The sequence below is a fragment of the Streptomyces sp. CNZ301 genome, assembly GCF_004217425.1.
This window is the reverse complement of the sequence record NZ_SHLG01000001.1, coordinates 5,363,862-5,377,974: the sequence shown is the minus strand read 5'-3', so window position 1 is coordinate 5,377,974 and position 14,113 is coordinate 5,363,862. Positions and strand designations below refer to the sequence as shown.

13 protein-coding genes and 1 tRNA gene are annotated in these 14,113 nt (G+C 70.5%); 8 read left to right on the top strand and 6 right to left on the bottom strand.

Annotated elements, in window-relative coordinates; translation table 11 throughout:
- Window positions 1–120 precede the first annotated feature (120 nt).
- Window positions 121–810, top strand: coding sequence for a CBS domain-containing protein (locus tag EV375_RS23085; protein WP_130301323.1), 690 nt, complete (start codon window positions 121–123; stop codon window positions 808–810).
- A gap of 121 nt (window positions 811–931) precedes the next feature.
- Here the strand turns inward: EV375_RS23085 and EV375_RS23080 are convergent, their stop codons facing one another.
- From EV375_RS23080 to EV375_RS23070, 3 genes are all read right to left on the bottom strand, one after another.
- On the bottom strand, window positions 932–2,056 hold the full coding sequence (locus EV375_RS23080) for an NAD-dependent epimerase/dehydratase family protein (RefSeq protein WP_130301322.1): 1,125 nt from the start codon (window positions 2,054–2,056) through the stop codon (window positions 932–934).
- Between the two features lie 316 nt (window positions 2,057–2,372).
- Window positions 2,373–2,816 (bottom strand): DUF2267 domain-containing protein, encoded by a 444-nt coding sequence (locus EV375_RS23075; protein WP_486588657.1) that lies wholly within the window; start codon window positions 2,814–2,816, stop codon window positions 2,373–2,375.
- 341 nt (window positions 2,817–3,157) lie between these two features.
- Window positions 3,158–4,261 (bottom strand): alcohol dehydrogenase catalytic domain-containing protein, encoded by a 1,104-nt coding sequence (locus EV375_RS23070; protein ID WP_130301320.1) that lies wholly within the window; start codon window positions 4,259–4,261, stop codon window positions 3,158–3,160.
- A 298-nt stretch (window positions 4,262–4,559) separates the two neighbouring features.
- Here EV375_RS23070 and EV375_RS23065 point away from each other — a divergent pair, with 298 nt between their 5' ends.
- From EV375_RS23065 to EV375_RS23055, 3 genes are read left to right on the top strand one after another with little or no spacing between them, the layout of a single operon-like run.
- Window positions 4,560–5,483, top strand: a complete 924-nt coding sequence (locus EV375_RS23065; RefSeq protein WP_165434807.1) for a universal stress protein — start codon at window positions 4,560–4,562, stop codon at window positions 5,481–5,483.
- Between the two features lie 54 nt (window positions 5,484–5,537).
- The gene (locus EV375_RS23060; protein WP_130301318.1) at window positions 5,538–6,881 is read left to right on the top strand and encodes a nicotinate phosphoribosyltransferase; all 1,344 of its coding nucleotides are present in this window, start codon (window positions 5,538–5,540) and stop codon (window positions 6,879–6,881) included.
- A gap of 35 nt (window positions 6,882–6,916) precedes the next feature.
- Window positions 6,917–7,216: a DUF1876 domain-containing protein gene (locus EV375_RS23055; protein WP_130301317.1), complete on the top strand. Its 300-nt coding sequence runs from the start codon at window positions 6,917–6,919 to the stop codon at window positions 7,214–7,216.
- 162 nt (window positions 7,217–7,378) lie between these two features.
- On the opposite strand, the gene EV375_RS23050 is transcribed toward EV375_RS23055, so the two are convergent.
- Window positions 7,379–8,014 carry a DUF4142 domain-containing protein gene (locus EV375_RS23050; protein ID WP_165434806.1) on the bottom strand — a complete coding sequence of 212 codons (636 nt, stop codon included), beginning with the start codon at window positions 8,012–8,014 and terminating at the stop codon, window positions 7,379–7,381.
- Window positions 8,015–8,422: 408 nt separating this feature from the next.
- Here EV375_RS23050 and EV375_RS23045 point away from each other — a divergent pair.
- Window positions 8,423–8,495: transfer RNA gene (locus tag EV375_RS23045), tRNA-Arg, on the top strand.
- Window positions 8,496–8,542: 47 nt separating this feature from the next.
- Here EV375_RS23045 and EV375_RS23040 read toward each other — a convergent pair.
- Window positions 8,543–10,216 carry a site-specific integrase gene (locus tag EV375_RS23040; RefSeq protein WP_130301315.1) on the bottom strand — a complete coding sequence of 558 codons (1,674 nt, stop codon included), beginning with the start codon at window positions 10,214–10,216 and terminating at the stop codon, window positions 8,543–8,545.
- Window positions 10,213–10,785 carry a transcriptional regulator gene (locus EV375_RS23035; RefSeq protein WP_130301314.1) on the bottom strand — a complete coding sequence of 191 codons (573 nt, stop codon included), beginning with the start codon at window positions 10,783–10,785 and terminating at the stop codon, window positions 10,213–10,215. The genes EV375_RS23040 and EV375_RS23035 overlap by 4 nt, the downstream gene beginning before the upstream one ends.
- A gap of 193 nt (window positions 10,786–10,978) precedes the next feature.
- Here EV375_RS23035 and EV375_RS23030 point away from each other — a divergent pair, with 193 nt between their 5' ends.
- From EV375_RS23030 to EV375_RS23020, 3 genes are all read left to right on the top strand, one after another.
- Window positions 10,979–11,215: a hypothetical protein gene (locus EV375_RS23030; RefSeq protein ID WP_486588656.1), complete on the top strand. Its 237-nt coding sequence runs from the start codon at window positions 10,979–10,981 to the stop codon at window positions 11,213–11,215.
- Window positions 11,216–11,437: 222 nt separating this feature from the next.
- Entirely contained in the window at window positions 11,438–12,742 is a 1,305-nt protein-coding gene (locus EV375_RS23025) for a DUF3631 domain-containing protein (protein ID WP_130301313.1), read from the top strand.
- Between the two features lie 219 nt (window positions 12,743–12,961).
- Window positions 12,962–13,723, top strand: a complete 762-nt coding sequence (locus tag EV375_RS23020) for a DUF2637 domain-containing protein (protein ID WP_130301312.1) — start codon at window positions 12,962–12,964, stop codon at window positions 13,721–13,723.
- Window positions 13,724–14,113: the final 390 nt, after the last annotated feature.

Here is a 14,113-nt window from a genome sequence, read left to right as displayed (position 1 = left end):
CCGCGGCCGGGCGGCCCGTCGCGGACGGGACGACCGGCGGCACACGCCGGTTCCTCCGCCCCTCCCCGTCCACCGGCCCCGGTCCGACACTGAACGGTGCGGGGCTTGGGAGGTGGGGAGATGCCGTACCGCAGCGTGGGCGAGCTGATGACGAGCCCGGGGTTCGGGGTGCACCGGAGCACCGCCGCCGACGAGGTGGCCCGGCTGCTGGACGAGCACACCCTCTCCGCCGTCCCGGTCGTCGACGACAACGGCTGCCCGGTCGGCGTCGTCTCGCGCAAGGACCTGCGCGAACGCCTCGACCGCGCACGGGCGGCCCGCGGGTCCGCTCCGTACTCCTCGCGCGGCCTCGGAGACCCTCACGGCGCCGTCACCGCGGACGCCGTGATGACGAGCCCCGCGGTCACAGCCTGCCCCGGCTGGACGGTCTCGCAGGCCGCCCGCACCATGGACCGCCGCCGCGTCAAGCGACTGCCCGTCGTCGACGAGGCCACGGACCGGCTCGTCGGCTTCCTCAGCAGGGGCGACCTCCTGCGGGTCTTCGTCCGTACGGACCGCGCCGTGCGGCAGGAGATCGCGCGGGACGTGCTCGACCGCACGCTCGGCATCGGTCCCACCCAGGTCACGGTCACGGTGGCCGATGGCCGGGTGACACTCCAGGGCATCGTCGAGCGCCGGGCGCTGCTGCCGGTCGTGGACCGGCTGACGCGGGGTGTGGACGGCGTCGTCGGCGTCCGCAACCACCTGGCGTACCTCAACGACGCACCGGCGGGAAGCGTCCCTTCCGCCGCCGGTCCGGCGCTGACGTGACCGGACGGGCGCGGCCACCCGCCGCCGGAGGGCCGGCCGGGGAGGGACCCCGGCCGGGGAGTGAGCTGGGGCTTTCGGTCTCTTGACGTGAGGCGCGGCGTGGCGTCGGCGTCCGCGTCGGCTAGGGGCGTTCGCCCACGCCCGTACGAAGCTCCCGGAGCCGGCCGCCCGGCAGCCGCCGCGTCAGCGTGGGCGTGGCCGCGCCGGAGACGTTCCGCAGCCCGGTGAGGAAGGCGCCCACCGCCTCGTCGGCCGTCCACCGCGGCGACCAGCCCAGCTCCCGCCTCGCCCGTCCCGAGTCCATCAGCGGCAGCCGCAGCACCGCGTCGAAGAGCTGCGGCGACGCGGGCAGGAGATGGGAGTGCCAGCTCGCCGCGAGCGCCGTGCGGACCGGGCGCAGCGGCATCCGTACAACACGGGCCCCGAGCAGTCCGGCAAGCACTTCGGCATCGATCACCGGGTCGGCCGCGAGGTTGAACGCACCCCGTGCGGTTCCGGTGGCGGCGGCACGGAAGGCTTCGGCCGCGTCGTCCGTGTGCAGCGTCTGCATGCGCAGGCCGGGCAGGTCGGGCACGAGCGGCACCAGTCCCGGCCGCACGAGCCGCTGCGGCAGGAAGGGACCCGCGAACAGCCGTCGTTGCTCGCTCGCCGCCTCCTCCTTGAAGAGGAAGCCGGGACGCATGCGCACCACGCGGATGCCTGGACGCTCGCGCTCGAAGCTGTCCAACGCCCGCTCCAGATAGGCCTTCTCCCGGCAGTAGGCGGCCTCCGGCCAGCCGTGCGTGGGCCAACTCTCGTCCACCTGACGGTCCTTGGGCCCCGGCGAATACGCGCCGACGGACGACGCGTGCACCAGCGCGGGCACCCCGGCCTCCGCGACCGCGTCGAAGACGCGGAGACCGCCGAGCACGTTCGTGCGCCACGTCCTGGCGGGGCGGTGCGTGGGCTGGAACAGCCACGCGAGGTGGACGACCGCGTCCGCGCCGCGGAAGAGCCGCACCAGTCCGTCGCGCTGACCGTCCCCCTGGGCATCCTCGCGCGCGATGTCGGCGGAGGCCCACTCCGTCTTCGGCGGCGACCACGCCGGAAGGCGGCGCGCGATGCCGAGCACCGAGCCGACCTGCGGGTCGTCCGCGAGGGCGCGCACCACGCTCGTGCCGACGTTGCCCGTCGCACCCACGACGACGACACGCAGGCCGGCGCCGCCCGCCCCCTCGGGGGAGATGTCAGGTTCCGAGGTCGTCATGGCCCCTCCTGGTTCGCGTGTGCTCTTGCGCGTTCTTACCGGTTTCCGGCAGTCGCCGGCAGTTCCTGACACGCCAGTGCTGCCGCTTCTCGTCGGCGCTTGGCAGTTCCTGGCAGTGCTGCCCGTTTCCGCTGTTCGGCCTGTTCTGCTGTTCTGCCTTTCTGTTGTTCTGCCTTTCTGCTGTTCTGCTGTTCTGCCTTTCTGCTGTTCGGCCTGTTCTGCCGCTCCGCTGTTCGGCCTGTTCCGAGTTCTTCTGCCGTCGCCCGCTCCCTGTGGGGCCCGGCCGCTGGGCTGTACGTCCTCGCCGGCGTCGCGCTCAGCCGCGTGCCCGCTCCGAGGGCAGCACCTCGCGGATGCCCGGCGGCAGCACGTCGGCCAGCTTGATCATCAGCTCCGGTGCGACGGCGGCGTCCAGCACCTCGAGCACTGCGCTGGCCCGCCGGAGTGCCTCGTCCTCGGACGTCTCCCCGCGCCATGCCACGCGGCCGGCGAAGACCGGCAGGTCGAAACGCTCTCCGCTCACCCGGCACTCGGCCCGCTCGTGGGGAGCGGTCTCGTGCACGGCGACGACCCGGCGCAGCGACTCGGCGGCCTCGTGCGGAAGCTGCGCGGCGAGGTGGTCGGCGACGCCGTCCGGCACCCGCTCGGCGACGGTCTCGAGCGTCGCCCGCACGGCCTGCTCGGCGGCCTGCCTGCTCCCCAGGTCCGCGCGCGCCTGCACCTGGCCGGTGAACTCTTCGTAGCGCATCGGGCCTGCCATCCCCTCCGGCTCCGGTCGACGGTTCCTGCGCCCGCACACTGCTCCCGTCCCGGGTGACCGCGAGACCGCGTCCGACACCCCAGCCGGACGGCGACTGCCCGCCGCGAGCGCTGCCGGCCGCACGTGGCTCCCCGCGGGACCGCACCGCCTCCCGGCAGCGCACCGCCTCCCCGCAACACGCCGGAACGGCGTCACGCCGTGCCGGCGGACCGCCTGATTCCCGCGAGGATTTGCTCCCGCGCCTTCCCGCCCGCGGGGAGCGTTCGCCTCCCCCGCCGCCGGAGCCCCCGGGCCCGGCGCGTCCGTGGCACAGCAGGCCGCAGCCCGCGGAAGCAGCACCGTCAGCCCTGCCGCGCCCCGCCACCGGCCGTCGTCACGAGTGAGGAGCTGTCGGCGCGGTAGACCTGCTGCCCCTTGAGCGCGACCTTCAACGCGCCCGTCTCGGCGGCACCGGCGAAGACCTCGTACGCCTCCTCCACCGCCCCGAGTTCGAAGACGTGCGTGACCATCGACGCCGTCGGCAGCCGTCCCGCGGCGAGCATGCTCAGCAGCATCGGCGTCGACGAGGTGTCGACCAGGCCCATCCGGATCGTGAGGTCCTTGATCCACAGGTCCTCCAGGTGCAGCGCCGCGGGCTTCCCGTGCACGCCGACGTTGGCGACGTGGCCGCCGGGCCGCACCATGCGCGTGCACATCTCGAACGTCTCCGGCGCACCCACCGCTTCGATCGTCACGTCCGCACCGAGACCGCGCGTCAGGTCGTCGACGAGCTGTTCCGGCCTGTCGGAGGCGAGCACCTTCGCGTCCGCACCGAAGCGACCCGCCGACTCCAGGCGCTCCGGCGTCAGATCGACGGCGACGACCCTGTCCGGCGAGTACAGGCGCGCGGTGGCGATCGCGGCCAGACCCACCGGGCCCGCGCCCACCACGACGACGGTGTCTCCGGGGCGCACCTGCCCGTTCAGCACGCCCACCTCGTACCCGGTGGGGTAGACGTCGGCGAAGAGCACCGCGTCCTGGCTGTCGATCCCGCCCTGGAGCAGGTGCAGCGAGTGGTCCGCGAAGGGCACTCGTACGTACTCGGCCTGCGTGCCGTCGATGCGGTGCCCGAGAATCCAGCCTCCGCCCCCGCGGCACTGCCCGTAAGAGCCCTCACGGCAGTAGCCGCAGCGGCCGCAGGCGGTGATGCACGAGATCAGGACACGGTCGCCGGGACGGACCGTCCGCACGTCGCGCCCGGCCTCGACCACCTCGCCCACGGCCTCGTGGCCCAGGACCGTGCCGGGCTCCACGCCGGGCACGTCGCCGTTCAGGATGTGCAGGTCGGTGCCGCAGACGGTCGTGGTGTCCACGCGTACGACGACGTCCTGGGAGTCGTGGACGTCCGGATCGGCCACCGTCTCCCAGACGGCCCTGCCGGGCTCATGAAAGACCAGCGCCTTCATGGTCGGTCTCCTCCCGTGTCCCGTCGGGCGGCCCCGCGCCACGGACACTCCACCGGAGTCCGTGCGGGGACCCTGTGCCCAGACTGGCCCGCGGCGCGCGGCACCCGCATGGGCCGTCCGGCCCACGGCCCGCCGCCGAGAGGCCCGGCGCCGCGTCAGCCCGGGGACCTTCGGCCTCTCGCTCGGGCCTCCCGGCCCCTCTGCCACGGGACCGGGGCGCAGCACCCTGTCACCGAGAGCACATGTCGTGCACGTTCGCGCTTGCGCGCGCGTGCCAGGGGTGCTGGAGGGAGAGGTCATGTTCCAGTCCGTCACGGTGGGCCTGGACGGCACACGGGAGAGCCTGGCCGCCGTCGACTGGGCGGCGCGCGAGGCCCTGGCACGCGGCGTCACGATGAACATCGTCCAAGTCCGTGAGACCGGCGCATATCCCTACTCGCCCATAACCGACGACGAGATCGAACGTGAATGGGCACAGTCGATCACGAGCGAAGCGCTCGACGACCTCAACAGCCGCATGCCCGACCTGGCCGTCACCGTCGACATGGTCGCCGGTCGCCCCGCACACGTCCTCTCCGACGCCTCCGCCGAGACCGACCTGCTCGTGCTGGGCTCCCGCGGCCTCAGCAGCGTCCTGGGCTACATCGTCGGCTCGACGGCGCTGCCCGTCGCCGCGCACACGGTGTGCCCCCTCGTCCTCGTCCGCACCCGCGCCCAGGGCCGCCCCCCGGAACGGGAAGAGCACCACGAGGAAGCGGGCCTCGTCGAACCAGAGCCGGCATCCGAGACCCCCGGCGGAGACATCGTTCTCGGACTCGACCTCGGCCGCCCCTCCGACGAACTCATCGCCTTCGCTTTCGACACCGCGGCACGGCGCTCGGCGCCGCTGCGCGTCCTCCACGCCTGGGACCTCCCCCCGACCTACGGCATGCGGCCCCTGCCCGTACCGCCCGCGATGACCAACGAACTGCTCGCCGCCCAGAACCAGGCGCTCACCGCCGCCCTGCACCCCTGCCAGGACGCGCATCCCGACGTCAAAGTGCATGCCGAGGCGGTCATCGGGCAGCCGGCGCGGCTGCTGGTGGAGGCGGCGGAGCAGGCATCCATGCTCGTCGTCGGCCGGCGCAACCGCCGCTCCCGGCTCGGGACTCACGTGGGGACGGTCACCCACGCCGTCATGCACCACGCACGCACGCCTGTCGCGGTGGTGCCCCACGACTGACACGGGTCCGTCCGGCACCCGCCGGACGGACCGCTTCCAGGAGGTGTCCAACAGATGTCCGAGGCGAGGAAGACGGACCTGTACGAGCTGACGATGGCCATGGCCTACGTGCACGACGGAATGACGCGGCCCGCGACCTTCAGCCTCTTCGTACGTGACCTGCCGCCGGAGCGCGGCTTCCTGGTCGCCGCCGGGCTCGAACCCGCTCTCGACTACCTCGCGGACTTCCGCATCGGGCCCGACGACCTCGACGCCTTCGCCGAAGCGCTCGGCTGCCCCGCCCGCGAACTGGTGCCGCTGCTCGGCATGTCCTTCGACGGTGAGGTCCGCGCCGTCCCCGAGGGAACCGTCGTCTTCGCGAACGAGCCGCTGCTGGAGGTCACCGCGCCGCTCCCGGTCGCCCAGCTCGTCGAGACGTACCTGCTCAACCTGCTCAGCCACCAGACGGCCGTCGCGTCCAAGGCTGCGAGGTGCGTGCTCGCCGCCGGAGGCCGTCCCGTCATGGACTTCTCGATGCGCAGGACCCACGGACTCGAAGCCGGCAACGCCGCCGCACGCCTGGGCGCCCTCGTCGGCTTCTCCGGCACGAGCAACGTGGACGCGGCCGCCACACTCGGACTGCACGCGATCGGCACCATGGCCCACTCCTACATCGAGGCGTTCCGCTCCGAGGAGAGCGCCTTCCACGCCTTCGCGCGCGCACACGCGGGGCGGCCCCTGACGTTCCTCGTCGACACCTACGACACCGACGGCGGCACGCGCAGCGCCGCACGCGTGATCAAGTCCCGCGGGCTGGGCGCCGATTCGGCGATCCGGCTGGACAGCGGCGACCTCGGCGACCAGGCGGTGCGGGCACGCCGGATCCTCGACTCCGCGGGGCTGAAGGACGTACTGATCGTGGCGAGCGGCGGGCTCGACGAGTACCGCGTGGAGCGGCTCGTACGGGAAGGCGCGCCCATCGACGTCTACGCCGTCGGCACCCGCGTCGGCGTCTCCGCGGACGCGCCGTACCTGGACTCCGCCTACAAGATGGTCGCCTACGACGGCCGGCCCGTCATGAAGCTCTCCTCGGCGAAGATCACCGCCCCTGGCCAGAAGCAGATCTTCCGCAGCCGCGACGACTCGGACGTCATCGCCCTCCGGGAGGAGCAGCCCCCGTCCGGAGTACGGCCACTGATGCGTCCGGTGATGCGGAACGGACACCGCGTCACCGAGGCACCGCCGCTGAGCGAGGCACAGGACCGCTTCGCCGCCGAGGTCGCCCAACTGCCGCCCGAAGCAAGGCGGATCACCGGACCGGTGCCCCGCCGCCCCGAATTCTCCGACCAGTTGAAGGCGCTGACGGAGCAGGTCCGCCGCCGCATCGAAAGCGAAATCCTCACCCCGGAACGGGTGTGAACTCGCGGGCCGGAGCCCGCCGTCAGGAGGTCACCATGCCGAACACACGCGAATGGAACGTACGCATCTTCCTCTACGAGGACGAAGGCGACACCACCGCACGCGCCGTCCTCGACACGGGCGAAACCACGCTCACCGGCAGAGGCGTCGCCCGCTGCAACCCCGAGGACGTGGACATCCCGGAGATCGGCGACGAACTCGCCGCGAGCCGCGCCATGGCCGAACTCGGCCGCCAGATGATGCGCGCGGCCGACCGCGACCTCCAGGGCGTCGGCGCGGGCCCCCTCCCGCCCAAGGCCCGCGCGGCCTTCGGATGGCCCGACATGAGGCTGTGACGTCGTCGGCCACGGCGCCGTGAGCAGTGAGCCGTGAGGCCGGGAAAAGGGTGCACGAAATGGTGCACGAGGTGCACCCCTGACGGGACCGGCGGCGGAGGACACCGGTCCCGGCGGGTGTGGGCACGGGCAACCAAGGGAGGGCGACGGCTCGGCGTCGCCTCACCGCTGGCTCAGTGCCTCGTCATCCACCAGCCCGGTGCCTTCCAGGACGGAAATGTGGTCCAGGACAACGGAGTTGGCTTTGGTGGCCAACGACCGCACCATCGAGTTGCTGGTCTGGTCGCGCACAAGTCCCACGAGGCCGAGCATCTGGCCGTCGTGCTTCCGGACCCGGTTGACGAAGACCTCGTCGAACTTCTTGCCCTTGGTATTCTCGATCTCGAGCATGTACTCCCGCTGGGTGCCCGTCGGCTGGTTCGGCAACGTCACCTTCAACGTGCGGCCGGCCTCGATCGCCCGCTTGTCCAAATCGGAGCATGCCTCCACGACACGGTCGCCCACGGCCCGCACCGACTTCTGCGTGCCTCGCTCTCGTGCGGCGCGGCCGGCGGGCACCTTCCACAGCCCGGCAGCCCGCACACTCCGCAGGAAGTCACGGTCGAGCGCGGTGAGCGGCCCGTACTCGGTCTTCCAGACTCCCTTGCCGTCGTCCTGCCATCCGGCCCTGGAGAGCGCGATGGTGCGGTGCCCGTCGAAGAAGTAGACGGGCACCAGCAGCGAGACAAGCGTCGCGATGAAACCCAGAAGGACCAGCGCAGTGCCGGCCACTCGTCCGGACGGCTTGATGGAACGCATCGGAACCCTCCCCATTCAGGCCATCGAAGCGCGGTGGACACCTGCGGTCATTATTCGTGTACGTGCAGCCTGACTTGGAGGCTTAGTCCTGATCCGACAAGGTCTCCTCGACGCCCGGCGACTGTGCTGTATCGGGAGACGGGGAGGCCGGCACTGCTGGAAGAACCCTCCGTCCCCTGGTCAAGGAACCCCTCCGACCGGGGACGGAGCGAACAACGATACGGGCTCGCCTGAGCCCTGGCGGGCAATCCCTGCGGCCACCCGCGGCCGCTGAGAGCCTCAGCGCGTGCATCATCACGCCGACCCATCAGCTAACCTGTCCAGGTCGCCCCTCGTGGGCGTCCACGGCGCTTGCGTGGCCGGGTGCGCTCCCCGCCGGGGGTGTTCACCAGGGCTCCGTCAAGCCCCGCCTCCGTAGCTCAGGGGATAGAGCACCGCTCTCCTAAAGCGGGTGTCGCAGGTTCGAATCCTGCCGGGGGCACAGCGCAATTAACCGCTGACCTGGGATTTCTCTCCCGGAGAAGCGCTCTACTCGGCCTCGGACCCCACGTCCGGGGCCGTTTGCGTGAGCGGTGCGTGAGCGGACAAGGCACCAGGCTCCGGTGTCTCTCCGGATTCCACGGCGCCATCCAGCACAGGTTCTGCGCCGGACGCTGCGGTCTTATCAAGCCCAGACTCGGCTTCTGAGTCTTCGTTTCCACGGGTTCCGCGTGCACGCGGAACAAGTCGGGCAGCCGCCTCGGCTATCGCGAGGTCGGCCTCGGGGAGCAGGCTCGTGTAGGTGTCCGCCGTGATGGTGATCGAGGAGTGGCCGAGCAACTCCTGTATGTCCTTGAGGTCGGCGCCTGCCGCGTGGGCAAGAGTTGCAGCACCGTGTCGGAGGTCGTGGAGCCGGATCGGGGGAAGGCCGATCTGCTCGGACAGTTCGATGAAGTGGCGCGTGACGTTGGCGGGATGGAGCGGTTCGCCGTTCTCGCGGGTGAAGACCCGACCGGACTCCACCCAGCCACTTCCCCACTCCTCGCGGTCTTTGTCCTGCTGGACGCGGTGCCGCTTCAGGGCCTGGACCGTATCGGAATCCAGCGCGATGGTGCGTGCGCCTGCATCGGTCTTGGGGTCGTCCTCGTACACCTCCCAGCCGTCCACGACGAGTTGCTTGGCAACGGTGACCAGCCCGGCGTCCAGGTGCGTGTCGGTCCACTTCTGCCCGCATGCCTCGCCGCGCCGCAGACCGCGGAAGGCGATCAGATGGAACAGCGCGTACAGCCGGTCTCCCGTTACGTGATCGAGGAATAGGCCGGTGTGCGCAGGTGTCCAGACCATGACGGGTGAGGGCTTCTCACCGGTGCGCTTCCAGCGGAGGATTCGCTCCTCGGTCCACACCAGAGCCTTGGGACGCTTGCCAGCGTCGAGCTCGACGTGGGCCGCGGGGTTGAAGGTGACGAGTTGCTGGGTGATGGCAGCATTCAATGCGGCCCTGAGAGTCGAGCGGATGCGCTGTCTCGTGGCAGGACCCGTTATTCGGCGGTAGGGCGGCATTTCCGCAATGGCCGCTTTCATCTTCTTGCGACGGGCACGGTGCTCCCGCCCTTTCCAGGGAACCTCGGCGAGATCCTCGATTGCCTTACGGCGTGCGGCGTTCGCCTCTGCGATTTCCACGTTGTCTTCGGCAATGGCTTCGAACATCTCCGACAGGTGGGCAACTCGCAGACGGTCCAGCCGGAGCTGACCAATCCGCGGCCTGAGGTGCACTCGGATGTTGCTCTCATCGCGGCTGATCGCGCTTTGGCGGCCCTTCTTTCCCGCCAGCCAAATGTCCAGCCACTCCCCGACCGTGAGTCGACTGGTCAGATCCAGACCGTGGCTGAGGCGCCGTCGCGTCGCCTCTACGTCCGGGAGCGTGGCCTTCTCTGCGGCAACCTTCTCCAGCAGCTCGGCGACCTGGTCCAGAGCCTCACCGTCGTCGCTGTCGGGGATGTTGAGGAGGGCGCGTATGTGGTCGAGGTCGGCTTGTGCGGCTTTGAGGGTGTCGTAGCCGGCGCGGTTGAAGGAGCGGCGGGTGCCGTTTTGGCGGGGTGGGAGTTCCTGGCGGATGGAGTAGGTGCCGTGTTTGCGGCTGCTGCGTTTGGGACAGGCCGTGCCGAGTGGTTTGCCGGTTTTGGGGTCGCGGCAGTAGCAGCGGCGGTAGGTGGAGCCTTTCAAGCGTCCTCCTCAGGGGAGTTGGGGGCGGGGCCGTGGGGGTGTTCGTCGAGGAAGACGAAATATCGGGGGAGGGTGGGGGGGCGGAGGTCGGCACTGCGCATCTGGGCGCGTACACGGCGGAGTGCGGTGTAGTCGTCGGCGAGGCTCTGTTCGTGGTGCTCGGCGCTGCGGAGGGCACTGCTGCGCTTGTCGGGGTCGTTCGCCATGCTGGCCTGCTGGCGCCGGGACTTGGCGTATCTCCTGGCTTCTTCCGCGGAGGTGAGAACGGCGTGGTGGAAGCGGTGCAGGCGCAGGCTCCAGTCGGTGTGGAAGGTGTCGTCCTCGCCGGTGAACCAGGTCAGCGCGTCCCAGGGCGATCCGGCCCCTCTCAGGGGCAGTTGGGCGTAGGTGCTGATGTGGCCGACGGGGATGATGAGGCTGATGGGGTTGGTGTCCAGGGCTTTGGCCAGGACGATGACGTCGACCAGGGGCAGTGAAGTTCGGCGTCCGGACTCCATGTTGGCGATCACGTTGCGGGGGATGGGGTAGCCGATCTCGCTGCAAACCTCGGCCAGGCGTTCAGCGCTCATGTGTCGCTCCTTTCGTCGGCGGCGTACTTCGGCGGCCACGGTGGCGGCGACCTGCGCCGACCAGTCCAACTCATCATCCTCATCATCGTGTGTCATGAAGACACAGTAGCTCTCGCTAGCCTTGTTTGTACTGCCGGGAGACGGCCGCGACCGCCGCGTCCGCCGAAGGCAACGACGAGAGGGAGCACTGCACATGAACGACGAACCCGAGAAGCCCGCCGGCCGGCGGAGGGGCATGAGCCAGGGCGAGGTGCTCGAACTTCCTGCCACGGTTGACCTGGAGACCGCCAACCGTGCCCTGGGGTTGGGGCGGAGCAAGGGCTACGAACTCGCCCGCCAGGGCCACTATCCCTGCCGGGTTCTGCGGCTGGGCAACGCCTACCGGGTGGTGACCGCCGACCTGCGGTCCCTGCTCGGCCTGGCCGTCTAGCGCCGGATGCTACACACCATCTATATGTCTCAGAGACACAGATTCGCTGGACTGTTGCCAGCAGCCGGTCGTAGGTTGCTGCTCGCCGACCGAGAGGCGGTGCATGAGGAAGGCCCTCGGGGCTGCCACCCCGAGGGCCGAGGACGCCCCAACTGATCGCGTGTGATGACGAATCGGTGGTGCGGGGCCTGCCAGCCCCGCACCACCGGGTGAGGAACGCCTATGGACAACCCTACGACCCAGCCCGACCCCGCAGCACCCCCCTCAGCAATCCCCTCACCGGGTGACGGGGAGCAGCCACAGCCCGAGAGCGGCCCGTCCGCGAGTGAAGCCGGCATCCCGGCAGCGCAAGACCGGAACGCCGACGGCGGTGGCCACGATCTGGAAGGTACGGGTGCCGATTTCGGGCCTGCGGACCATCCCACCGCAGAAGACAGCGAGGGTGCTGAGCTGCTGGATGAGCTGCGCTCGGTGCTGGGCCGGTATGTGATTCTGCCGAGCGCGGAGGCGTTGCATGCGGTCACGTTGTGGGTGGCGGCGACGCATCTGCAGCACGTTTTCCAGCATGCGCCGAGGCTGGCGGTGGTCGGTCCGGCCAAGCGGTGCGGCAAGTCGAGGCTGCTGGATGTGATCACCGAGACCGTGCACAAGCCGGTGATCACCGTGAACGCCAGCACAGCGGCGATCTTCCGGTCGGTGACCGCGAATCCGCCGACTCTGCTGGTGGATGAGGCCGACACGCTCTTCGGCAGCCCGAAGGTGGCGGAGAAGAACGAGGACCTGCGCGGGCTGCTGAATGCCGGTCACCAGCGAAACCGTCCCGCTCTGCGCATCGCCGGGCCCGAGCACCAGCCGGTCTCCTTCCCCACCTTCGCCATGGCCGCTCTGGCGGGGATCGGTGACCTGCCCGACACGATCATGGACCGTGCGGTGGTGGTGCGGATGCGCCGCCGCGCACCGGGCGAAAGAGTGGCTACCTTCCGCTCCCGCCGTGACATCCCCGCTTTGCATCTGCTGCGCGACCGGCTCGCCGCCTGGGCCGGTGAGGTTGCCGAGCTGGCGGTGGAGCGGGAGCCGCGCATGCCGGTTGAGGACCGCGCCGCCGACACCTGGGAACCCCTCGTGGTGGTCGCTGACCTTGCCGGAGGGGCCTGGCCTGGTCTGGCGCGGTCGGCGTGTGCGGCGATGAGTGCGTTCGAGGCCGGGCAGGACGAGGAGGGCGGGCTGAGGATCCGCATCCTGGCCGACATCCGCACCGCGTTCGCCTCCTGCGGCGATCCCGAAGCGCTGGCCACCACACGGCTGCTGGGGATTCTGAAGGAGGATGCGGAAGCGCCCTGGGCCGAGTACGGCACCAGCGGACTCACGCCGCGCGGGCTGCAGCTGCTGCTGAGGGACTACGGCATCACCTCGGCCAACATCCGCTTCCCCGACGGCATCCAGGCAAAGGGCTTCGCCCGCAACAAGTTCCTCGACGCCTGGTCCCGCTACTGCCCCACCCAGGCCCCAGCGGCTCCCGAGGGCTGACCCGCATCGACTGGTCCCACCCGTCCCCGCCCAGCTCACCGCCGGGACGACTCACTGGGCCGCAACGAGTCGACCCGTCACACCCCCTCCACCCGTCCCTGTGCTGACCAGCCACGCAACCAGTGGGACGAGTGCAACGCCAACAACCCCCCTGCAGCAGGCGCGCGCAGCGTTCCGGCCACGCCTGCCGACACCCTCCACCCCCTGGAGACACCCCGCATGACCCACCCCGCACCCACCCACCACCCCACCACCACGAGGCCGCTTGCCCGCCGGGTGAGCGGCTGGGACCGCGCCGCGATCCTCGCCCTTGGCGCAGCCGCCTGCGCGCTGTCGTATGACGCGCTGCAGCAGATGGCCATCGCCATCCACATACGCGGCCCGCTGACCTACCTCTTCCCCCTCGTCATCGACGGGTTCATCGCCTACGGCGTCCGCGCACTCCTCGTCCTCAACACCGCGCCCTTCCGGGCACGGCTGTATGTGTGGACGCTCTTCGGCACCGCTACCGCCGCCAGCCTCTGGGCCAACGCCCTCCACGCCATCCGCCTCAACAACCTCGCGGAATCCGGCGGACTGCGCCTCGGCGACATCACCGTCGGCCTGCTCTCCGCACTCGCACCCCTCGCCCTCGCCGGCGCCGTCCACCTCTACATCCTCATCGCCCGCCAAACCGACACCGGCACACAGCCGGACCACAGCGCGGAAGCCTCACCGCCCTTCGACGAAGCGGACGTGTCGGCTTCCGTGCAAAGCGACGAGATACCGGCTCGCAGGATGCGGCGCATCGGCCGCCCACCCGGCGCAGAACTCCCCGAACTCCTCGACCTGGCACGGCCGCTGTTCGCAGCGCACGAAACCCCCACCCGCGAGACGGTCCGCCACACCATCCGCACCGCCGGACACAGCATCAGCGAAGACCGCCTCACCCAGATCATGACCACCCTCCGCACCGACCCCACTCCCCGGACCGGGGACTGACCGGAACTCCCCGCAGGCCAAACCCGATACGCCCCAGGACGGTCCACGGTCCGCAGCCCCAGCGGACCGCCTCGCGCAGCAACTACGGCAGTTCGGTCGAGCATCGGGCCACCCCAGCGGACCGCTCCTCACGGCCCGGACCGGTCCGCAGCTGGCCAAGACCCAGCCACCTCCGAAACTCCTCTCGCCACCCAACACGCCACGGAGAACGCCGACATGCACGAAACACACCACGAAACCCCGCCCGATCAGCAGCAGATGGCAGACCACCCCAGCCGAAGCGCAGCAAGTTGTGGGGTAAGGAGTCCTTACGCCAGCCCCGCCCCAGGGGTGGCGGAACAGGAGGCCGGCCCGGGGGTGCCGACCGAAGAGGACGTGGGCGGATCGCCG